Source organism: Microcoleus sp. B5-D4 (assembly GCF_036705145.1).
In the GTDB taxonomy this organism is placed as follows: Bacteria; Cyanobacteriota; Cyanobacteriia; order Cyanobacteriales; family Microcoleaceae; genus Microcoleus.
Window position 1 is genome coordinate 25,077 of sequence record NZ_JAUBTV010000052.1, and the last position, 19,819, is coordinate 44,895.

At 45.2% G+C, this 19,819-nt stretch carries 18 protein-coding genes; 9 read left to right on the forward strand and 9 right to left on the reverse strand.

Features of this window, described 5'->3' with window-relative positions; translation table 11 throughout:
* Window positions 1-10 precede the first annotated feature (10 nt).
* The 3 genes from QUB10_RS21920 to QUB10_RS21930 all read left to right on the forward strand — a co-directional run bounded on the left by QUB10_RS21920 (window position 11) and on the right by QUB10_RS21930 (window position 3,306).
* Complete coding sequence (locus QUB10_RS21920) at window positions 11-1,240, forward strand: glycosyltransferase (RefSeq protein WP_333205400.1); 1,230 nt, start codon at window positions 11-13, stop codon at window positions 1,238-1,240.
* Window positions 1,241-1,299: 59 nt separating this feature from the next.
* Window positions 1,300-2,382, forward strand: coding sequence for an NAD-dependent epimerase/dehydratase family protein (locus QUB10_RS21925; RefSeq protein ID WP_333205401.1), 1,083 nt, complete (start codon window positions 1,300-1,302; stop codon window positions 2,380-2,382).
* A 117-nt stretch (window positions 2,383-2,499) separates the two neighbouring features.
* A complete protein-coding gene (locus tag QUB10_RS21930; RefSeq protein ID WP_333205402.1) occupies window positions 2,500-3,306 on the forward strand; it encodes a WecB/TagA/CpsF family glycosyltransferase in 807 nt (268 codons plus the stop codon).
* 485 nt (window positions 3,307-3,791) lie between these two features.
* On the opposite strand, the gene QUB10_RS21935 is transcribed toward QUB10_RS21930, so the two are convergent.
* From QUB10_RS21935 to QUB10_RS21950, 4 genes are all read right to left on the reverse strand, one after another.
* Window positions 3,792-4,730, reverse strand: a complete 939-nt coding sequence (locus tag QUB10_RS21935; RefSeq protein ID WP_333205403.1) for a class I SAM-dependent methyltransferase — start codon at window positions 4,728-4,730, stop codon at window positions 3,792-3,794.
* A 631-nt stretch (window positions 4,731-5,361) separates the two neighbouring features.
* A complete protein-coding gene (locus QUB10_RS21940; RefSeq protein WP_333144478.1) occupies window positions 5,362-6,321 on the reverse strand; it encodes a DUF362 domain-containing protein in 960 nt (319 codons plus the stop codon).
* A gap of 125 nt (window positions 6,322-6,446) precedes the next feature.
* Entirely contained in the window at window positions 6,447-6,773 is a 327-nt protein-coding gene (locus QUB10_RS21945) for a hypothetical protein (protein WP_333205404.1), read from the reverse strand.
* A 173-nt stretch (window positions 6,774-6,946) separates the two neighbouring features.
* Complete coding sequence (locus QUB10_RS21950; RefSeq protein ID WP_333205405.1) at window positions 6,947-8,371, reverse strand: aspartate ammonia-lyase; 1,425 nt, start codon at window positions 8,369-8,371, stop codon at window positions 6,947-6,949.
* A gap of 375 nt (window positions 8,372-8,746) precedes the next feature.
* Here QUB10_RS21950 and QUB10_RS21955 point away from each other — a divergent pair, with 375 nt between their 5' ends.
* Window positions 8,747-10,612 (forward strand): hypothetical protein, encoded by a 1,866-nt coding sequence (locus QUB10_RS21955; protein ID WP_333205406.1) that lies wholly within the window; start codon window positions 8,747-8,749, stop codon window positions 10,610-10,612.
* A 428-nt stretch (window positions 10,613-11,040) separates the two neighbouring features.
* On the forward strand, window positions 11,041-12,726 hold the full coding sequence (locus QUB10_RS21960; RefSeq protein ID WP_333205407.1) for a DNA repair helicase XPB: 1,686 nt from the start codon (window positions 11,041-11,043) through the stop codon (window positions 12,724-12,726).
* Here QUB10_RS21960 and QUB10_RS21965 read toward each other — a convergent pair whose 3' ends face one another.
* The 3 genes from QUB10_RS21965 to QUB10_RS21975 form a co-directional block, all read right to left on the reverse strand.
* Window positions 12,727-13,371 carry a peptidase M15 gene (locus tag QUB10_RS21965; protein ID WP_333205408.1) on the reverse strand — a complete coding sequence of 215 codons (645 nt, stop codon included), beginning with the start codon at window positions 13,369-13,371 and terminating at the stop codon, window positions 12,727-12,729.
* A gap of 191 nt (window positions 13,372-13,562) precedes the next feature.
* The gene (locus QUB10_RS21970) at window positions 13,563-13,769 is read right to left on the reverse strand and encodes a hypothetical protein (protein WP_006631417.1); all 207 of its coding nucleotides are present in this window, start codon (window positions 13,767-13,769) and stop codon (window positions 13,563-13,565) included.
* 5 nt (window positions 13,770-13,774) lie between these two features.
* Entirely contained in the window at window positions 13,775-14,194 is a 420-nt protein-coding gene (locus QUB10_RS21975; protein ID WP_333104206.1) for a GIY-YIG nuclease family protein, read from the reverse strand.
* A gap of 38 nt (window positions 14,195-14,232) precedes the next feature.
* Here QUB10_RS21975 and QUB10_RS21980 point away from each other — a divergent pair, with 38 nt between their 5' ends.
* Window positions 14,233-14,373, forward strand: a complete 141-nt coding sequence (locus QUB10_RS21980; RefSeq protein WP_333205409.1) for a hypothetical protein — start codon at window positions 14,233-14,235, stop codon at window positions 14,371-14,373.
* A gap of 36 nt (window positions 14,374-14,409) precedes the next feature.
* Here the strand turns inward: QUB10_RS21980 and QUB10_RS21985 are convergent, their stop codons facing one another.
* Window positions 14,410-15,186: a GIY-YIG nuclease family protein gene (locus QUB10_RS21985; protein WP_333205410.1), complete on the reverse strand. Its 777-nt coding sequence runs from the start codon at window positions 15,184-15,186 to the stop codon at window positions 14,410-14,412.
* Between the two features lie 271 nt (window positions 15,187-15,457).
* Between QUB10_RS21985 and QUB10_RS21990 the strand changes: the two genes are divergently transcribed.
* From QUB10_RS21990 to QUB10_RS22000, 3 genes are all read left to right on the forward strand, one after another.
* A complete protein-coding gene (locus QUB10_RS21990; protein WP_333205421.1) occupies window positions 15,458-15,622 on the forward strand; it encodes an element excision factor XisI family protein in 165 nt (54 codons plus the stop codon).
* A 274-nt stretch (window positions 15,623-15,896) separates the two neighbouring features.
* The gene (locus tag QUB10_RS21995; RefSeq protein WP_333205411.1) at window positions 15,897-17,042 is read left to right on the forward strand and encodes an iron-containing alcohol dehydrogenase family protein; all 1,146 of its coding nucleotides are present in this window, start codon (window positions 15,897-15,899) and stop codon (window positions 17,040-17,042) included.
* Window positions 17,043-17,141: 99 nt separating this feature from the next.
* Window positions 17,142-18,326, forward strand: a complete 1,185-nt coding sequence (locus QUB10_RS22000; RefSeq protein WP_333205412.1) for an aspartate aminotransferase — start codon at window positions 17,142-17,144, stop codon at window positions 18,324-18,326.
* Between the two features lie 160 nt (window positions 18,327-18,486).
* On the opposite strand, the gene QUB10_RS22005 is transcribed toward QUB10_RS22000, so the two are convergent.
* Entirely contained in the window at window positions 18,487-19,629 is a 1,143-nt protein-coding gene (locus tag QUB10_RS22005) for a hypothetical protein (RefSeq protein ID WP_333205413.1), read from the reverse strand.
* Between the last annotated feature and the right edge of the window lie 190 nt (window positions 19,630-19,819).

The window sequence follows — 19,819 nt, forward strand, 5'->3', positions numbered from 1 at the left end:
CCACTTAGTGATGAAAGTTTTATTATCTGCGTTTGCTTGCGAACCGAATCTCGGCTCCGAAGAGGGAGTAGGATGGAATACTGTTATCCAATCTGCTAAACATCACGAAAGTTGGGTATTTACTCGCACGTTTTGTCGATCGTACATTGAAGCAGAACTAGAGCGGAACCCAGTGCAAAACCTGCACTTTGTTTATTTTGATCCGTTTGGGTGGAGCGAAGATTGGAAGGGGAAACAAGGGTTGCTGCAACTTCACTACTATCTGTGGCAAATCTGGGCTTATTTTATCGCTCGGAAGCTCGATCGCGAAATTGGTTTTGACGTAGTACATCACGTAACTTATGTCAAGCATTGGTCTCCAAGTTTCCTGGCGCTGTTGCCACATCCTTTTATTTGGGGGCCGGTGGGGGGTGCAGAAGCAGCACCAAAGCCTTTTTGGCAAGATTTTAGTCGCCGGGGCAAAATTTACGAAACGCTGCGGGCATTGGCTCAAAGCGTAGGAGAACGCGATCCGTTTGTGGGTCTGACGGCGCGCCGCAGTGCGGTGGCGCTGGCAACTACGGAAGAAACCGCAGCCAGACTGCGATTTCTCAAAGCAAAAAACGTGAAGATTTTCTCGCAAGTCGGTTTATCGCAGCCGGAAATTCAAGAACTAGAGAAATTTTCTCCCCCGCCTGAGCAACCAATTAGATTCATTAGTGTTGGTCGTCTCTTACATTGGAAAGGGGTGCACTTGGGACTCCGTGCATTTGCGGAGGCGAAGCTGGAACAATCGGAATACTGGATTGTCGGAGACGGGCCCGAAAGGCAGCGCTTGGAAGCTTTGGCAAGAGAATTGGGACTGGCAAATAAAGTATTTTTTTGGGGAACTTTATCTCGCACTGAAACTCTTTTTAAAATGGGGGAGTCTCATGTTCTCCTCCATCCGAGTTTGCATGACTCTGGTGGTTTTGTGTGCACGGAAATGATGGGGGTTGGTCGTCCCACAATTTGTTTGGATTTGGGGGGCCCTGCTACTCAAGTGACGGCTCAAACGGGGATTAAAGTGGCTGCTACTGACCCCGATCGCGCTGTGCAAGGTCTAGCAGAAGCTATAGTGTGTTTAGCGCAAGATCGTGAATTGCGAGAGCGCTTGGGTCGATCGGGTCAAACGCGCGTCAGGGAAATCTATGATTGGGATGTTAAGGGTCTATTCTTTGCCCAATTGTGCGAAGATGTATTCGATGGAAAATCAGGATAACTTCTGATGGGTTCGATCGGGCAAAACACAAAAAACTATATTTTTTCAGGCGGTGAAACGTGGGCGTTGCAATCATTACTGGCTCGGCGGGTTTAATTGGCTCTGAGGCGTGTCAGTTCTTTGCCAAACAAGGCTTAGATATAGTTGGCATCGACAATAATATGCGCCAGTTCTTTTTTGGTGCTGATGGTTCTACAAACTGGAACCGCCAACTGCTCGAAAAGTCTTTGGGTACCAAGTATTATCACTTAGATGTGGACATTCGCGACTATGAAGCGATTACCAATATCTTTCAGCGGTACGGCGAGTCGATCGAATTAGTAATTCACACAGCAGCCCAGCCCAGCCATGATTGGGCTTCCCGTGCTCCGAAAATAGACTTTACCGTCAATGCCAACGGCACTCTCAATCTTCTAGAAGTAACTCGCTTGTACTGTCCGAAAGCGGTTTTCATTTTCACTTCTACCAATAAAGTATACGGGGATACGCCTAACAGTTTGCCTTTAATTGAATTAGAACACAGGTGGGAAATTGAACCCGGCCATACTTACGAAACCGGCATTCGGGAAGATATGTCAATCGATCAGTGCCTGCACAGTTTGTTTGGTGCTTCTAAGGTAGCTGCTGATGTTTTAGTTCAAGAATACGGTCGATATTTTGATATGAACACCGCTTGTTTTCGCGGCGGCTGTTTGACGGGTCCAAATCACTCGGGAGCTCAATTGCACGGCTTCCTCGCCTACTTGATGAAGTGTGCTGTCACTGGAACTCCTTACACCGTGTTTGGCTACAAAGGCAAGCAAGTTCGCGATAACATTCATAGCGCTGATTTAATTTCGGCATTTTATGAATTTTATAAAGCTCCCAAAAGCGCCCAAGTTTATAATACAGGAGGAGGCAGGTACAGCAATTGCTCGATGTTAGAAGCTATCCAGATGTGCGAGGCAATTGCGGAACGCAAGTTTAATTGGACTTATGCTGAAGGGAATCGCATTGGCGATCACATTTGGTGGATTAGCGACAATTCAAAATTTTCCAGTCACTATCCCAACTGGAAAATGAAATATAACGTTAAACAAATCCTACAGGAGATTTATGAATGTAACCGCGAGCGTTGGCTGAAAGAAGATTCCAATGAGTGATCGGTGCAAAAAGAGTGTGCTGGGAATTTCGGTAAACGATTGAAGAATACAAGGTTAAACAAATCTTAGGGGAGATTTATGAGTGTAACCGCGAGCGTTGACTTAAAGAGGTGCTCCATGATTGATAAAGGGAAAAAGAATGTACTGGGCATATTAGTAAATGCCATTAATTATGAAGCGGCTGTGAGCAAAATTATTGCGGCAGCCAGCGCCGGAAAACCAATGTCAGTTTCAGCTCTCGCGGTTCACGGGGTAATGACTGGGGTTCTCGACAGCACTCATCGTTATCGGATTAATCACATGGACTTAGTATTGCCAGACGGACAGCCGGTCAGGTGGGCGTTAAATTTCCTCTACCATACGGAATTGCCCGATCGAGTTTGCGGGCCGAATGCGATGTTACAAATCTGCGAACGTGCGGCAGAAGAAGGATTACCTATCTATTTGTACGGCTCTCAAGCTTCTGTACTGAAAGCTTTATCTCGCAATCTCTGCCAGCGTTTTCCCAAGTTAATTATTGCGGGAACTCAGCCTTCTAAATTTAGGCACGTTTCGCCCCAAGAGAAACAAGAAATTGCACAGCAAATTCGCAACAGCGGTGCAGCAATTACTTTTGTCGGTTTAGGGTGTCCACGGCAAGAAGTCTGGGCTTACGAATACCGGGACGACTTATCAATGCCGTTGATTGCTGTAGGTGCTGCTTACGATTTTCATGCGGGTAATTTGGCTAAATCTCCTGACTTTTTATCTAAAATAGGTTTGGAATGGCTGTTTCGGATGATGAAGGAACCTCGGCGCCTTTGGCAGCGGTATGTTTTTTTGAATCCGCTTTATATCTGGTTGTTTTTGCTACAAGCTTTGAAAATCAAACAGTTCGACCCCACAGACGCCACGCAGCCTGTAGAAGAAGTATTATATGGTTGAAATTTAAAAGTTTCTGGTGAATTATGGGTGATCAGAAGAAAAAAGTAAAAAAGCAAACACATCGTAACTAATCGTTGTGAGGTGCAACTGCGATCGCATATTCAATAAAATTTATATCAAATCCGGTGGCATCCTAATTAGAGTGGGAGCTTAAGAGAGCGCGATTTGGGTAGCGATATCTTAAGCTCCCACTAACATGATCCAAATATATTATTCTGATGCCACCGGAAACGATCTTACGCCAGAAAACAAATTTTACATTCTCTATGTGTTAAGCAGCAAACTGCACACATTACATACAAAGTTTGTGCGTCAGTCTCGATCGAGTCAGGTGGATTGCTGGGTCAATAGTCGCATTTGGTTTGACTGTAATCCTGCCATGGGCGATGCTGCTCAGTTACTACAGCGGCGATCGCAAAAGTATGGTGAGTGTGTAACCAAACTGGACACAAAACCAAAAGTTTATTGCCCTTCCCTCGATCTTGCTATGGCTTTTGTGCCACAATGCGGATCGAATCGTACTTGTTTTCATCAGCAGCAAAAATTGTTTTCAGTAGTAGCTTCCAAGCTTGGACTTTACTGTTTTCTTTGGGCTTTACTATCTGATGAGATGCCATTGAATCGAACACACTCAAAATTTTTCTTTCATCATCGATCCAACTGTTGGCAAATTGGCGATAGTAGCCATTAAACTCAGTAGAAATTATCTCAAATCCCGCTTTTTCACAGATAGCGCGGAAGCTCTGCGGTGTGAAGAAATACAAATGCCTTGGTACATCTAGATGCATCCATGCAATCCCTGATGACTTCAGCCCAATACAAGAGTTATTTGGTACTTCCATCACCAATTTGCCGCCATCCACGAGCAACTGCATGGCATTGCGGAGTGCAAGTAAAGGATCTCTGGTATGTTCGAGTACGTGGTTCATCACAATCATGTCGTACTGTCTAGACGTGACTTCCGGGGGCAAAGATTCAGCAGTACCATAAAATACATCAAGACCTCGCTGCTCGGCCAAAACCAAAGCTTGTCGATCGGGTTCTACGCCCCAGACTTTGTGACCATCTGCTTGCAGTTCTTGCAGCATTTGGCCGTTGGCGCAACCGATTTCTAATATCGAGCAGGAAGCAGTCGCGAACTGTTGCTTCCACCATTGACTTGTGACATCTACTCCGCGATCGAAACGCCAAGCTAGATGCGTGCGTAATTTATCCCAGAAGGAAATAGAAGAGGAAGACTCGGAACCTGTAGAGTCTATATGATGAGTATAGTAGTCGTCAATCTCGTAGAAACTGGCGATTTTGTTGAGTTCGGGTAAAGGATGAATGCATCCAAGTTGTGACTTTTCGCACCAGTACAATTGAAAGGATTCTTTGTTTGCAGGTCTGCGCCAATCACCGGGTATCAATAGCCACGGTTTCATACTCTGTCCCGATATCGGACAGACGACGGTAGGACTTAAGCAATTTTGACTTGGCATTTTAGTTTTCATTATTTAGGTACTTGATGTACTAATAACCACTGATGTTGGATTTCAAATCCGGAAATAAATTATGTGCCAGTGACAATTGCCGAATCTGAAATACAGCGGATGACTGCCCCAAAATTATTAGGTTTCAGAAACAGGATTGCTGCGGCGTGGTTTTCAGCTTACATCGAACTTTAAGCTAACGCATTTAACTTGTTTTGTCACGTGTAATAAAAAACTACACATTCCGCGATCGGGCTGTGAGTAAGTTTTCCTATATTTAGGAATTCAGCAATAATTAAAGTATAAATTAAGTTATAAAACTGGGTAGCGATGTCGGCTGCGATCGAGACCAATAAAAGCTTTATTGCCTTCATACCTAAGTAATATTATTTATTTTATTGCAAAAGCGAAGTATAAAATTTGCGATTTCATATATCGGTGGACGCAAATGTTGCGCCCGCTACGGTGCCTTGACATAAAAATTTAGCTCCCAGTTGAGTTGGGAAGCCAAACTTTTCTTTAATCTTCATCACAATAGCTGATTGACAAGCAGGGATTTTTATGTAGAGGTCGCCAAGGTCTCCTATCGATCGGCGTAAGCCCCCATCCGTTCTTTGATAAACCGGATATAAAAATGCCTGAAAGTAGACTTAATCACCCGCGGCATACCAAAGTCTATTGGCATCATACTTTCCGGCAACTTCCAATCCAAAACCTTGAGATTTTCCGGCTGCAAAAGCGGAAAATCAAGATCCTCCAAATTCGAGCAAAGCCCCAATCTCATCGCCGCAGCTACAGTGGGAACCGCCGCGGGATCAGCATTAATAATTTCAACTAAAGTTCTGTCCAAAGCAAACACATCATCAGAGGCAGCCAAAATTCCCAAAAACTTAGGTTCCCCGCCGCTTGGCCCGTTACCTTCGTGGCCGATAATGCCATCCAAAATCGTCAAATTAGGGTTAATTGCCCTGGCCGTTTCAACCAGCATTTCACCGAATCTGGCGCTATCTTTGCCAGCTTCCATGTGCCACCAAGCCTTCATTTTGCCTGGGACGCAGCCGAACAAATTTTTCACGCCCATTGTCACGGTTAATTGAACGTGAGATTTGAGTTTGGGCAAATTAATCACTACATCCGCTTCCATTGCTTCTTTGCAAATTCGCAGATGATTGAAATCTTCGCTGACAGTTTCGTAGCGTTTTCCTTGAAACTCAACTACTGGCAAATTCAGTTCTTCCAACAGTGGCAAATAACCGTTGGCTTTGGCTACACCCATTGCACTGCCAAAAGCTGGACTATCACCTAAAAATGGTTTTCCTCCCGCTTCAATGACCATTTTCGCCACGCAGTAAACCAATTCTGGGCGGGTGACACATTCTTTTGTAGGGCGAGAACCGGTGAGGAGATTGGGTTTGAGTAAAACCCGATCGCCCGATTTGACAAAAGCCGAGATTCCGCCCAAGGGTGCCAGCAAACTTTCTAAAGATTTTTGCAAGATTTGGCGATCGTAGGAATTGGCCTGAATTAAACTAACAGCAGACATAATTATGAATTAATTTGTAATTGGTTATCGATCGGGAATAATCTCAGTGTAACACAGGCACATAAAACCATAAGCAGGGTGATCTGCGCCTGCGTTACCAAGAATAATCTCAATACAAATGAACCCTAACTATTCGTTGGCAATCTACCAACTGCCGCCCGCTGCATCGTACTAACTCGCAGCGAGTTAGAGAATATTCCTTGACCTTGCAGTTCAGGTATAGCAGGTTTTACTTCTACTTTTACCACCCTGGCTGTGCAGATAAAAACCGTTTGATCGGCTAAATGGAAAGTCAACCAAGGTTGATTTAACAAATGCAGCACTTCCTCTTGGAATTCTTGTGCCGGCATCGGAATAGTGAAAGTTTCAGCCTGACCTTCCACATAATGAAATGTCACTTGAGTTGTGTTCTCTTTATCTTGAGTTAATTTGGCAAAAGAACCTGCGCGCATAAATTTTGCTCCCCAACTTTAGACTATAAAAAAAATCAGAATTAAATATCAAAAATTTGAATTCTGAATTGTTTAACTTTAACCTGTGACCGGGCTTAGGCAGAACTCAGAAGACAGAAGGCAGAATTAAATCGAGTTCTGCCTTCTAGTTTCTAGCTGATTTCTGCGATCGCCTATACGTTAGCAGAAGATGTTGGCATCGCACTCATTTTCTCTAAATCTAGAACTTTTGCCAAGTCTTCTGCACTCATTAAACCCCGTTCTAGCACAATTTGCCGCAAAGATTTGCCAGTTTCTAGAGATTCTTTGGCGACAGCGGCGGCGTTGAGATAGCCGATGTGAGTGTTGAGGGCGGTCACGAGGGCGAGACTACCTTCAGCATAAGCGAGACACCGATCGCCCTTAGCTTCAATTTTTGCCAGACATTGTGTAGTCAACGCGCTGATGGTATTGCCCAAAATTTCGATGCTGTGAATGAGATTGTAGGCGATGAGGGGCATCATCACGTTCAATTCTAATTGTCCCGCTTGGGCTGCCAGGGCGATCGCGCTATCGTAACCCATAACTTGAAAACAAACCATCGATGTCATTTCTGCCATCACAGGATTGTATTTTCCCGGCATAATGGACGAGCCAGGTTGCACAGGAGGCAGTTGAATTTCTTTCAAACCCGTTTTCGGCCCGGAGTCCATCAAACGCAAGTCGTGGGACATTTTAACGCAATCCTGAGCGAGATTTCGCAGTGCACCGGACACATTTACAAACGGTGCCATACTCTGCATAGCAGCCATTAAATGCTTGGCTGGTTTCAGGGGGTGATCGATTAATTCTGAGAGAATTTCAGCAACTTTTTGACAGTATTCAGGGTGAGTATTTAAGCCTGTTCCTGCCGCACTTCCCCCCAATCCCAGAGATGTCAAATCATCGGATGCCCTGTCAATTCTCAAGGTATGTTCTTTCAGAATTTGCGCCCAAGCGCCGAAGGTATCGCCGAGTCGAACCGGCACAGCATCTTGTAGGTGAGTGCGGCCGGATTTAACAATATTTTTGAATTCTTCTGCTTTGTTTTCAAGGGCAACTACGGCCTCCGACAAAGCCGGAAACAGAGTTTTTTCTAACGCCAACAATCCGCCGATCCGAATCGCCGTCGGAATCACATCATTTGTCGATTGACCGTAGTTTACATGATCGTTAGGACTGACGCGCTTGTAGTTGCCTTTTTCATCGCCCATAATTTCCAAAGCGCGATTTGAAAGAACTTCATTAACATTCATGTGGTGAGAAGTTCCGGCGCCGGCTTGGTAGACATCAACTACAAATTGATCGCGCAATTTGCCAGCTAGGATTTCATCTGCTGCTTGGACAATTGCTTGACTGATGTCTTGGGGAATGCAGCCGAGTTCGCCATTGGCGATCGCCGTTGCTTTTTTAATTAAAACACAAGCATCAACGTATGTTGATAAAGGCTTAATGCCGCTAATCGGGAAATTTTCAATAGCCCTTAGAGTTTGGATGCCATAATAGACATTAGATGGGATTTGTTTGTCTCCCATAGAGTCGCTTTCGGTGCGGTAGCTGATGGTTGGGTGTTCGCTCATATCGCTTTGTTTGTGATGATTGGGAATTGAGATTTTTTTTTAACAATGCTGACTGATACTGCTGTTTTACCGCGCTGGCGGGCCCAGTAAAACACAAATCACGATTGTAAATAATTATCTCACACTCCGAGTTAAATCTCAAATCTCAAATCTTAAATTAAGATTACTTCCCTAAAGTTGTGCAAGAGTAGTTATGTAATTCCGTTGTTTTCAGGTCGCCTACTTCTGTACTTTATCAGATAAAATTTGCGTGTTTAACAATAAATATTAAACCCTACTTCGGATTTTTGTTACAAAAATTCAAGTTAAAATTTTCGCAAAGTTGTTATATTTGGTAGCACAAACAATTTTGCAGCAGGCGAATTGCCAAAAATTATGCCGCGTTACCAAACCATAGATGATGTTCCTACCCTCCAAGAGGCACTCGAAGGAATAATTGTTGAAGATTTAAAAAAGCTGAATGCACTGTTGTCGGGCGATCGTAAATTAACCCGCAAAGCTGACCTGGTTGCTGGGATTAAACAGCAAATGCAGGGAGAAAAACTTAAGCAAGTTTGGGCGCAATTAGACGATTTGCAAAAAGCGGCCGTAGCGGAAGTTATACATGGGTCAAGTGGTGGCTATGATGCCGATGTATTTATGGCGAAATACGGACAACAACCAGACTGGGGAAAGAGCGATCGCTATGGATACAACCGAGAACCATCCCTACTATCCTTGTTCTTCTACGGCACTGCGATACCCTACGATCTGGAAGAAAAATTGCTGAAGTTTGTGCCAAAACCTCAAGGAATTTCCTTAAATCTGGTTGGCGATGTACTGCCAGAGAATTTTATGGTTCGTGTAGAAAAACATAACTTTCGTACATATCAAAAAGAGGTATCCGAGTACGAACTTCCTTTGACAATTTTTGAAATGGAACGGGCTGCCCCAAAGGATTTGGAAGCTGTTTTGCGTCTGATTCAGTCGGGCAAAGTTGCCGTTAGTGAGAAAACCGCATTACCTGGTGCCACAACTCAGAAAGCGATCGCCGCCGTATTGCAAGGGGGTGATTTTTATAACGACGAACAGCGCCAAGCTACCGTGGAAAAGGGCGATACATTCTACGAGGTTGGTAACATCAAATCCTTTGCTTGGGCCGCGATCGCCCAAGCGAGCAAATTCGCCGAACTATCGGGCAAAAAGCTAGTTTTGACCAAAGCGGGACAGAAAGCTTTGCAAGAATCACCTAGCAAAGGATTACAGACAGCATGGAAGCGCTGGTTAAAAACAAACACTTTTGATGAATTTCGCCGCATTGATGCGATTAAAGGACAAACCGGCAAGGGCGCGCGCGGCATGACAGCGGTGGCGGGGCGGAGAGAGGCGATCGCCTCAAGGCTAGCAGAATGTCCCGTCGGTAAATGGGTTCTGTTTAGCGAATTTAGCAGGTATATGTTGGCAACGGGCAATCGGTTTGAAGTAACGCGCGATCCCGACAATCTGTATATTTCTGAATTTGGGTATGGTAACTTAGGATATTCGGGCAGTCACGATTGGCATATTCTGCAAGAAAGATATATGCGTTGCCTGTTGTTTGAGTATGTTGCTACCCTGGGAATAATTGATGTTGCCTATGCCGATCCGTCCCTCGTACCCAGCGATTTTGAGGATCTTTGGGGAACGGACGATTTGAGATTTCTCAGTCGCTACGACGGCTTAATCTCTTTTCGCCTGACAGCTTTGGGGGCTTACTGTTTGGGATTGACTCAAAATTACACCCCGCCAGCAATTGAGTTCCGTCAAACACTCCGCGTACTGCCCAATTTAGATATTGTTGTAGCAGGAGAAGCCATCGCGACATCAGATGCGATCGTCCTCGATCTCTATGCTAAAAAAGTTTCAGATGTCGTCTGGCAACTCGATCGACAAAAGCTATTTACCGCCATTGAAGCCGGATACCCGCTAGCAGAATTTAAAGAAGTTTTAGAGACAAGAAGTATCGAACCGCTACCCGAAACCGTACAGCAATTTCTGACGGATATTACAGAACGATCGAATAGTTTGCAAGATGCAGGAACTGTCAAGTTAATCGAATGTACTAACGCCCATTTAGCATTGTTGATTGCCAATGATTCCCGTACCAAAAAATTCTGTCAGCTAGCGGGCGCTAGCACTTTAGCAGTTCCATTATCCCAGGAAACTAAATTTCGCAACGCCCTGCGGCAGATCGGCTACGTCTTACCCCAGCGGGATAAATAGTAATACCATTTCTCTAAAATCGTGCAACACTCTTTGACCCCCCCTAGCCCCCCCGCTGCATTGCGGGGGGGACAAGAATGCGGGATAAATAGTAATACCATTTCTCTAAAATCGTGCAACACTCTTTGACCCCCCCTAGCCCCCCCTTGCCCCCCCGCTGCATTGCGGGGGGGACAAGAATACTGTTATTTCGTTTAAAAGTGGTATAAAATCCTGTCCGATGGTATCGATCGCACTCGCGCCAGAGTGCAGCAGCCCGATACAAATCCTGAAATTTATTGCAGGGACAATCGCCCGACTGCTTCACCCCTACAAGTATCTAAAATAGTTTCCTTCTTCCCGATCGCATTTGAGACAAGCCTAATAATTAATCCGTGTATCCGTGTTAATCCGTGTAGTGCATTCCTTCTTCCCTCTTCCTTCTTCTTATGAATTATGTTCCCGAAAATGCTTTGATCGTGCAAAGCGATCGATCGATCTTACTAGAAGTTCACGCCCCCACAGCACAACAGGCGCGAGAAGCGATCGCCCCCTTTGCCGAATTAATCAAAAGTCCCGAACACATCCACACCTATCGCATCACGCCCCTCAGCGTGTGGAATGCGCGGGCGGCGGGAATGCCAGTTGAAGACGCGATCGCAGCTTTGCGAAAGTATGCCAAGTATGCCATTCCTGAGTCCGTAGCGCAGGAAATTGAACTGTTGGGGGCGCGGTATGGATTAACTGTAATTGAAAGAATCGATGCGGCTAGCCCCGATTTACAACTGCGAATTGCCGATTTGCCCCTAGCGGAATTGCTGGTACGGGACGATCGCGTCAAACCAATGTTGGGCAAGCGCATCTCGGATCTTTGTTTTCAAGTCGATGCCGGGAATCGCGGCGTACTCAAGCAAGCTTTACTAGCGGTTGGCTATCCGGCAGAAGATTTGGCTGGATATGTGGAGGGTGCCGAATTAGGGATTTCTTTGCGCGATCGTACTCTAACAGATTTGCCCTTTAACTTGCGTACTTATCAACAAGAAGCTGCAGAGGCATTCTATCAGGACGGGGAGGTAAAAGGTGGAAGTGGGACGATCGTCCTACCGTGCGGGGCTGGTAAAACCATAGTCGGGATGTTAGCGATGAGTTTGATAAAGCAAAAGACACTCATCCTCACCAGCAGTTTAACTTCTGTGCACCAGTGGCGCAGGGAAATATTAGACAAAACGAGTTTAACGGAGGATGCGATCGCTGAGTACAGCAGTGTCACCAAACAGACGGCTGCTGTCACCCTATCGACTTACCAAATGCTAAGTTATCGATCGAATAAAGATGATGAATTCCCGCATTTCGAGTTGTTTAACGCCGAATCGTGGGGACTGATTATTTATGATGAAGTCCATCTATTACCTGCACCGATATTTCGGATCACTGCTGAATTACAAGCACGACGCAGGTTAGGTTTAACGGCGACATTGATTCGCGAAGACGGGAAAGAAGGCGATGTATTCACGTTGATTGGGCCCAAGCGCTATGACGTACCTTGGCGCGAATTGGAAGGACAGGGATTTATTGCCACTGCCAATTGTACGGAAATCCGCGTCGCCCAAAATGAGGCGGAAAAAATGGAATATGCCCTAGCGCCCCGCCGCAGCCAGTTTCGGATTGCTGCGGAAAATCCGGGTAAGTTGGATGTGGTGCAAGGTTTATTGCAAAAAGAGGCGGGACACCGTATTTTAATTATTGGTGAGTATCTCGAACAGTTGGATGCGATCGCCAAAATTACCCAATTGCCTCTGATTACGGGAAAGACAAAACAGGCAGAGCGCGATCGGTTATACGAAGCATTCCGTCACAAAGAGATTCCCGGATTAATTCTCTCTCGCGTGGGCAATTTTGCCGTCGATTTACCCGATGCCGATGTGTTGATTCAAGTATCGGGAAAGTATGGTTCTCGCCAAGAAGAAGCGCAGCGCCTCGGACGAATTCTCCGTCCCAAAGCCGACGGACACAATGCCAGCTTTTATACATTAGTATCGCTACAAACTTGCGAGGAAGATTTTGCCCGACACCGCCAACTATTCCTCACCGAACAGGGCTACAACTATCGCATAGAAGTTCAAGGCGATGCTTAGTCAGCGATCGATAAATTCTTGGTAAAACTGCTCATGCAAACCTAAGAAATTATCCATCCCCTGCTTTGTCAGATACCCGCTCTTCTTACCAGTGTGCGGGTTTTCTACGTAGCTATAAATTACTTTTGAAACATTAGGATTCTCGCGCCAACTAATGTTGAACGCTGCATAGTTTGGGAAAAAGGTCATTTCTGCATAAGCATCAATGTGGTCATGTATCCACCATGCCAATGCTGTCCAATCTTGAGTGCGTTCATAGTAAGGGATGAATGATGTAACAATAATACATACTGTTGCTCCCATATACCCCTCTGAATCTTTTACGTCCCAGATATGTTCTGCATAGTTGGCCTCATTACTGGCACAGTTGTACTGATTTTTATTCTCTGCTCCTTTGGCGTTCACCGCACAAGAACGATAGGCTGAGCGGATACTAATCCGACCAAGCGCATCTTGAATTGGTTCAAGCACCCTCTCACACAAATTTTTTCCTGCTTCGATCGCCAAGTCAGGATGGCTAGGAATGTTAGGGATACCTTCAATTTGAGAGATTTCTGAATAAAGAAACTCACGCATGAAAAAACTCTTAGAGAGTTGAACCCGTCCTAGATCTTCCAAAGCTTTAACAGTTTGTGGTTTTCTCATAGATTGAACTACAGCAATTAGAGGTGAATAGCTTAATGTTACAATACGGGCAGATAATTTAGAAGCATTGTTTCAGCCAAAAGCAACGTTCCGATTGAGTGGCTAGAAATAACTTTTGCATCACCACCAATATCTTTCGGTAGTCCGCTCCAACCGGGTTGTTAGACCGCGGCGATCGCCATTTGACGCTGTTATTGTCCGCGTCCTGGTTTGCAATCTGCAAAACCTAATGCCTCCGTGTCAAGGAAACTAGCGATTGCCATCTCAATGACTGCTTCGATTGGATATTCAATTTCAGCAGCACGAGCAATTAGGGCAGCACGAATTCGTTCAGGAAAACGTCCTAAAATAACTTCGGCATCAGCGAGGGAAAGTTGCTCTTGAAGTTTGGCTTGCATGGCATTTACATCTCAGTTGGAATTTGGACGTTGTAAGGGGGTTCAGTAGCTCTTAGAATGATGGCTTCTAGCTCCAATAGTAACGCAGGATTCTGCCAGTGAGAAATTGTCTGTACTGCAATCCGTATGTCTTCATCGCTATATTTATCGAGCCATGCCCACAAAAAAGCTTTGTGCCCACCACTGAAGCGACCTCGTAAGCTCTTGGTTTTACCGATGTAGAGCAATCCATCAGTTCTGTGCCTAATTGCATAAATGCCAGGACGCGCAGGAATGCTCTCAAACCCACGGGTCAAGGGTTGACATTGCTCAAAAGGAATGAAAGCAATCGCGTCTAGAATTCTTCGTGCTTGGATTTGTAGGTCAGAATCATTCGTTGGCATGAAGGCAAGAAGGCTAATTGCACAGAAATCATAATCCCACAAATTCTGTTACAACCATCATCAACTAGGGATGGTTTCCTGTGCGATCACAGAGAGAAGGCGATCGAGCCCGGGCTGATTTGAGCCTTGGCCGTGCCTGTGTTTTTCTAGGATATTGGAAACGGGCGAGCGATCGAGGGAAGTTGCGGGCGATCGGGTTTCACCTGTCGGGAAAAATGTAAAGTTCCTGTTGAGCGACTAAAGACGTTATGTCATCCTCAGACATAATTTGGATCGAGGGTTTCGACCTCGTAACCTTCTACACTTGGTATTCGAGCATCTTCTAAAATCAACTCGTCATAGCCTGAATTGGTTACGTCTGGCTCATCTCTACAACTTTGGGAGTCAAGCACTATATTGTAGCCAACCTCATATTTATAGGATTTAATAACTAAACTATGTACAATACCGGGCTGATTACGCCATAAAACACGTGTATTGGGAGGATAGTAGACTATATTGTCTAGTGGTGGAACCTGCATTATAAAATCCTTGTTTTCTAAAATTTTAATGAGCTCTTCTAGCTTTTCAGGTGGCAACTCAAACCACTCGCCTCCTACTCGATACTCGTGAAAAGCTTCATGTAAACTACTTTCAAATTTAGGTGCATTTTCAAAAAAAGAAGAGCAAACAAATAAATGTTTAACTGGATCACCTGTTTGCAGTTCCCGCATCCTTTTTGCAACTTCCTTAGAAATGCCTATTTTGTAATATTTGTTCGACTTTAGAACATAAATAAATTTATCGTCATCAGTTACTTTCTCAGCGGATTGAGTGAAGAAGGGTAAATGGCCCCAAAACCATCGCTCTCCCTTCTCATCTGGAGGAAATTGGTCAAAGTATGTACCTAAAGCTTTCGCACATTTTCCCCAATGTGCACACACTAATGTACTAGGATATACACCTCTGGCAAAAATACCACCTGTTCCTTTTATCCAATAAGTTCCTTTGTTATCCTCAATCCGTTTTTTACAGACATGGCAAGTAGGTTTCAATCACTTACTCCTTTGTTGCTGGCTTAAATTTTAAGTTGCAATTTGGCATATTTTAGCTAACCCAACACAAATCTGTCGAGACTGGTATCCAATAAACAAGCTTGCGGCTATTTCCTACTGGTAACTCTGCAGTCGAACGTATAATTGTGTCGCAGACATTGTACAATACATACATCATATAACCACACAATACCCCAAGTTGCTCATGTATGTCAAACCCTTCTTACTCCCCGTCAGACTCTCCTTTTCTTAATGAAGCATTGACAAGATTCTGTTTCATGCTCGTTTAGTCGATAATCAAGTTATAATTGAAGAGGATAACTTCGAGAAAGGTTTAAGCCAATTATTGATTAAGGCTGGTATAAAAGCAGAGCATATCGTGACTAGCTCCTTCCTGGACAACAGCGATCAACAAAGAACCTATCAAACACTGTAAAGCCCTTCGATCGACAATTGTTATGCTGAAACAAAGCATCTGTCCTTTCAGCACTATGCAACATAAATCATTAAAACGATCGAATTGGAAGCCTACAATTGGGTGAATACTCGCGATCGCCCCTCAACTCCCCCCTCCCATCCCCCAACCCCGCACAATACTTAATAAAAACTTTACAAAACTTACCCGATCGCCCAACATAGGTTAGAGTTATCCTAGAAAATCCAGCAATCCTGCAAAGCGTCAACCTTCTCGTCACTTATCCAGTGGTTCGATGACTCAAACCCAAAGCACTAAAACCGCCACCCCAACTGCAATTTATTCCTTGACAATTGCTCCCGCCTGTGTATTGCGAGGTCGATCGGCCTTAGCACAAGCCGGAGATGCGATCGCCCGTTTCGGAAAGCGGCCGCTAATCGTCGGCGGCAGCAACTCCCTCGCCGCCGCCCAACCGTACCTGCAACCAATCCTCGAACAGCAGCAGTTAAAATCCGCCGAAACAGCATACGGCAAGGATTGCAGCGAAACCAGCCTCGAATCCCTCCGCGAAGCAGCCCAAACCCATCAAGCCGACTTCATCATCGGTGTCGGCGGCGGCAAAGCCTTAGACGCAGCCAAACTCGTCGCCCATCAGTGCAAAATCCCGATCGTCACAATACCCACATCAGCAGCAACCTGTGCCGCTTGGACAGCCCTTTCTAACATTTATTCAGAACAAGGTGCATTCCAATACGATGTCACATTAGCCAGATGTCCCGACTTATTAATACTCGACTACGGCTTAATTCAAACCGCACCACAGCGGACATTAGTAGCAGGAATTGGAGATGCGATCGCCAAATGGTACGAAGCATCAGTCAGCAGCGGACACTCCGAACAAACCCTGATCATTTCCGCCGTTCAACAAGCTAGAATACTACGCGATATTTTATTCCAAAAATCAGCCGCCGCCCTCAAAGAACCCGGTAGCGAAACCTGGCAAGAAGTCACAGATGCAGCCGTATTGCTAGCAGGAGTAATCGGCGGAATTGGCGGCGCCCAATGTCGCACCGTCGCCGCCCACGCCGTCCACAACGGCCTAACTCATCTATTAGCAAGTCACGGCACATTGCACGGCGAAAAAGTCGCCTACGGCATTTTAGTACAACTGCGACTAGAAGAAATGCTGCAAAACAATCAACTCGCCGCTAGCGCCAGACAGCAACTGCTAAAATTCTACGCCGAGATTGGATTACCCCAAACTTTAGACAACCTCGGACTCGGAGACATTACCATAGCAGAATTACAGCGCGCCGCCGACATAGCCTGCAATCCCAATTCCGACATCCACCGACTGCCTTTTAAAGTTGTTCCCCAACAATTAATGGCAGCGATGGTTTCTACCACCGCACCTGTGGGAGAATTAAAGATTAAGAATTAAAACAGTTTGTAGTAAGGACTAAAGTCCTGAAAAGGCTGTGCTAGCAAGGACGAAAGTCCTTACTACAAACCAGGAAAACTGACAACTGACAAAAAATAAATGACCTTGGATTGGATTACCCCTGCTGACAGGTTGCAAAAACTACCGCCCTACGTATTTGCCCGTCTCGACGAACTCAAAGCCCGCGCCCGCGAACAAGGACTCGATTTAATAGACTTAGGAATGGGAAACCCCGACGGTGCCACTCCTCAACCAGTAGTAGAAGCCGCCGTCGCAGCCATCCAAAATTCTGCAAATCACGGCTATCCACCCTTTGAAGGAACTGCCAGTTTTCGCCGTACTATTACTAAATGGTACAGCCGTCGCTACAATGTTGAACTCGATCCAGAAAGCGAAGCATTGCCTCTGTTGGGTTCTAAAGAAGGTTTAGCACATTTTGCGATCGCCTATATCAATCCAGGGGACTTAATATTAGTACCGAGTCCTGCTTATCCCGTATTATTTCGCGGGCCAATCATCGCTGGTGCAAAAGTTCACAACATCATCCTCAAACCAGAAAATGACTGGGTAATTGACTTAGCCGACATTCCCGACAGCGTAGCCGAACAAGCCAAAATACTTTATTTCAATTATCCCAGCAATCCGACTGGAGCAACTGCACCCCGCGAATTTTACAAAGATATTGTGGCTTTCGCACACAAACATCAAATTTTGCTAGTTCACGATTTGTGTTATGCGGAATTAGCCTTTGACGGCTATCAACCAACAAGTTTATTAGAAATTCCCGGCGGTAAAGAAATCGGTGTCGAATTTCACACCATGTCCAAAACCTACAATATGGCCGGCTGGCGCGTCGGTTTTGTAGTAGGAAATAGCAAAATTATTCAAGGTTTGCGGACATTAAAAACTAACCTAGATTACGGTATATTTTCCGCATTGCAAACAGCAGCAGAAACAGCACTGCAATTGCCCGATAGTTACTTGCACGAAGTGCAGAATCGTTACAGGACTCGCCGGGATTTCATGGTGGAAGGATTGGCAGAATTAGGGTGGAATATTCCTAAACCTTTGGCTGCAATGTATCTTTGGGTTCCCTGCACTCGCGGCATGAGTTCGACTGATTTTGCCCTGAATGTTTTGCAGCAAACGGGTGTTGTGGTGACTCCTGGTAATGCTTTTGGGCCGGGCGGCGAAGGATATGTGAGAATTAGTTTAATTGCAGATTGCGATCGACTGGGAGAAGCATTGCGGCGTTTGAAACAAGCAAACATTCGCTATCAATAGTCATTGGTCATTAGTCATTAGCCAGTTGTTACTTGTTAGTGGTTAGTTGTTATTGGTTATTTGTGGGTTGTTAGTTGTTATTTGTTATTTGTTATTTGTTGGCGATCGTAACCAATTATTAACTACCCAGGACTAATGACTAATGACTACTGACTACTGACTATAACGTTTTAATTTGCTCAATCACCCAGTCAAAAGTTTCCATAACTTGCTTGAGGGCAGATTCGTCTTGCAAAGTAAACAAAGCCAGACTCGGCGACCTTCTCTCGCCCGGTTCTATAGGTAGCGACAGACCGATCGCACTCAGCTTACTTCTCAATTCCAGCCAATTTTGTTCCGCATTAAACGGTGGCTGAGAACCGTAATTATCAGCAGAAATTTCCATTCGACCAGCAATATCTACAGTGAATAACTGATAGGGTTTTCTTCCCTTTTGAGGCAATTGAGCCGCGAAACCGCCGTAGGCGTCCCCCGTTCCCCACTGGATTTGAACTTCGGGTTCTTGACTTTTTGCCCAAAGGTAAATTGCTTTTGCCATTTGCGCCTCGTCCGCGCCTCGTCTAGCTTTGATTTCCGCAAAAAATGAAGATTCATCCCACCGCCTTCTTTCGCGCGTTGCGCTGGATTTTTTCTGCTGTGCTTCCGCTGTCTGACCGATGACTCTGGGAACCAGCGTTTTTAAACCATCTTCACTTACATACTGCTTAATTTCCAGGGCCAAAACTTCAACCGGGTCCATTTGTTCGTTGAGAAATTCCACAACTCGGCGCATTTCAGCGGAAATCTCGTCAGCTACAAACACTAAGCGAACTTTACCCGCTTGCAAATTAGTTTTAACCTTCTGCCAAAATCTGTCTTCATTAGCATCCGCACCGAGAAACTCTTCAAAAATCTGTTCAGGATCGCGACCCCGATCGCGACAATTAGCTTCAAACAGAGCAATAATTGAATCGACAGGCCAGTAAACCAACGCATTAGCAGCATAGTCGATCGACTGACCCAACACTTTTTGTCGCAGTTCGGCATTAGGAGTTCGCCTGACATCCACCAAAGTAGGAACTGCATTTTGGTCGAGAAACAAATGATCCAGCGACCACTGCACCGCTGTTTCCTCATCGCTGGGTGCAGCTTCCCGCGAAATTAACAGCCACCTCCGCGCCGTCGCCCGATCGATTTGGTCTCCCGCGATCAAATTAGGATAAGTTACTAGCAACTCTTGTAACTGGTCTTCCGAGTCGTAGGGCTGTTCCATCATTTCTACCAGCCTGTCGTCGTCCTGAATCAGATAAATACCTCCAGCCATGCCAGCCCACCTACTTAATTTTAGATTTTAGATTTTAGATTTTAGATTTTAGATTTCAGGCTTAGTTATTAGTCTTCAGTCTTCAGTCCGCAGCCAATAACTTCTGAAGGCGGAAGGCATTGGTCAGAATGCAATAAAAATTTTGAATTCAATAATTTTTATTGCTTGTTAATTAAACAAAAAATTCCTT

Excerpts from the sequence above, each read along its gene's own strand:
- QUB10_RS21995 (WP_333205411.1), top strand. The coding sequence starts at position 15,897 with ATGACTCAAACCCAAAGCACTAAAACCGCCACCCCAACTGCAATTTAT.
- QUB10_RS21960 (WP_333205407.1), top strand. The coding sequence starts at position 11,041 with ATGAATTATGTTCCCGAAAATGCTTTGATCGTGCAAAGCGATCGATCG.
- QUB10_RS21955 (WP_333205406.1), top strand. The coding sequence starts at position 8,747 with ATGCCGCGTTACCAAACCATAGATGATGTTCCTACCCTCCAAGAGGCA.
- QUB10_RS22000 (WP_333205412.1), top strand. The coding sequence starts at position 17,142 with ATGACCTTGGATTGGATTACCCCTGCTGACAGGTTGCAAAAACTACCG.
- QUB10_RS22005 (WP_333205413.1), bottom strand. The coding sequence starts at position 19,629 with ATGGCTGGAGGTATTTATCTGATTCAGGACGACGACAGGCTGGTAGAA.
- QUB10_RS21970 (WP_006631417.1), bottom strand. The coding sequence starts at position 13,769 with ATGCAAGCCAAACTTCAAGAGCAACTTTCCCTCGCTGATGCCGAAGTT.
- QUB10_RS21945 (WP_333205404.1), bottom strand. The coding sequence starts at position 6,773 with ATGCGCGCAGGTTCTTTTGCCAAATTAACTCAAGATAAAGAGAACACA.
- QUB10_RS21920 (WP_333205400.1), top strand. The coding sequence starts at position 11 with ATGAAAGTTTTATTATCTGCGTTTGCTTGCGAACCGAATCTCGGCTCC.
- QUB10_RS21940 (WP_333144478.1), bottom strand. The coding sequence starts at position 6,321 with ATGTCTGCTGTTAGTTTAATTCAGGCCAATTCCTACGATCGCCAAATC.
- QUB10_RS21930 (WP_333205402.1), top strand. The coding sequence starts at position 2,500 with ATGATTGATAAAGGGAAAAAGAATGTACTGGGCATATTAGTAAATGCC.
- QUB10_RS21950 (WP_333205405.1), bottom strand. The coding sequence starts at position 8,371 with ATGAGCGAACACCCAACCATCAGCTACCGCACCGAAAGCGACTCTATG.
- QUB10_RS21965 (WP_333205408.1), bottom strand. The coding sequence starts at position 13,371 with ATGAGAAAACCACAAACTGTTAAAGCTTTGGAAGATCTAGGACGGGTT.
- QUB10_RS21935 (WP_333205403.1), bottom strand. The coding sequence starts at position 4,730 with ATGAAACCGTGGCTATTGATACCCGGTGATTGGCGCAGACCTGCAAAC.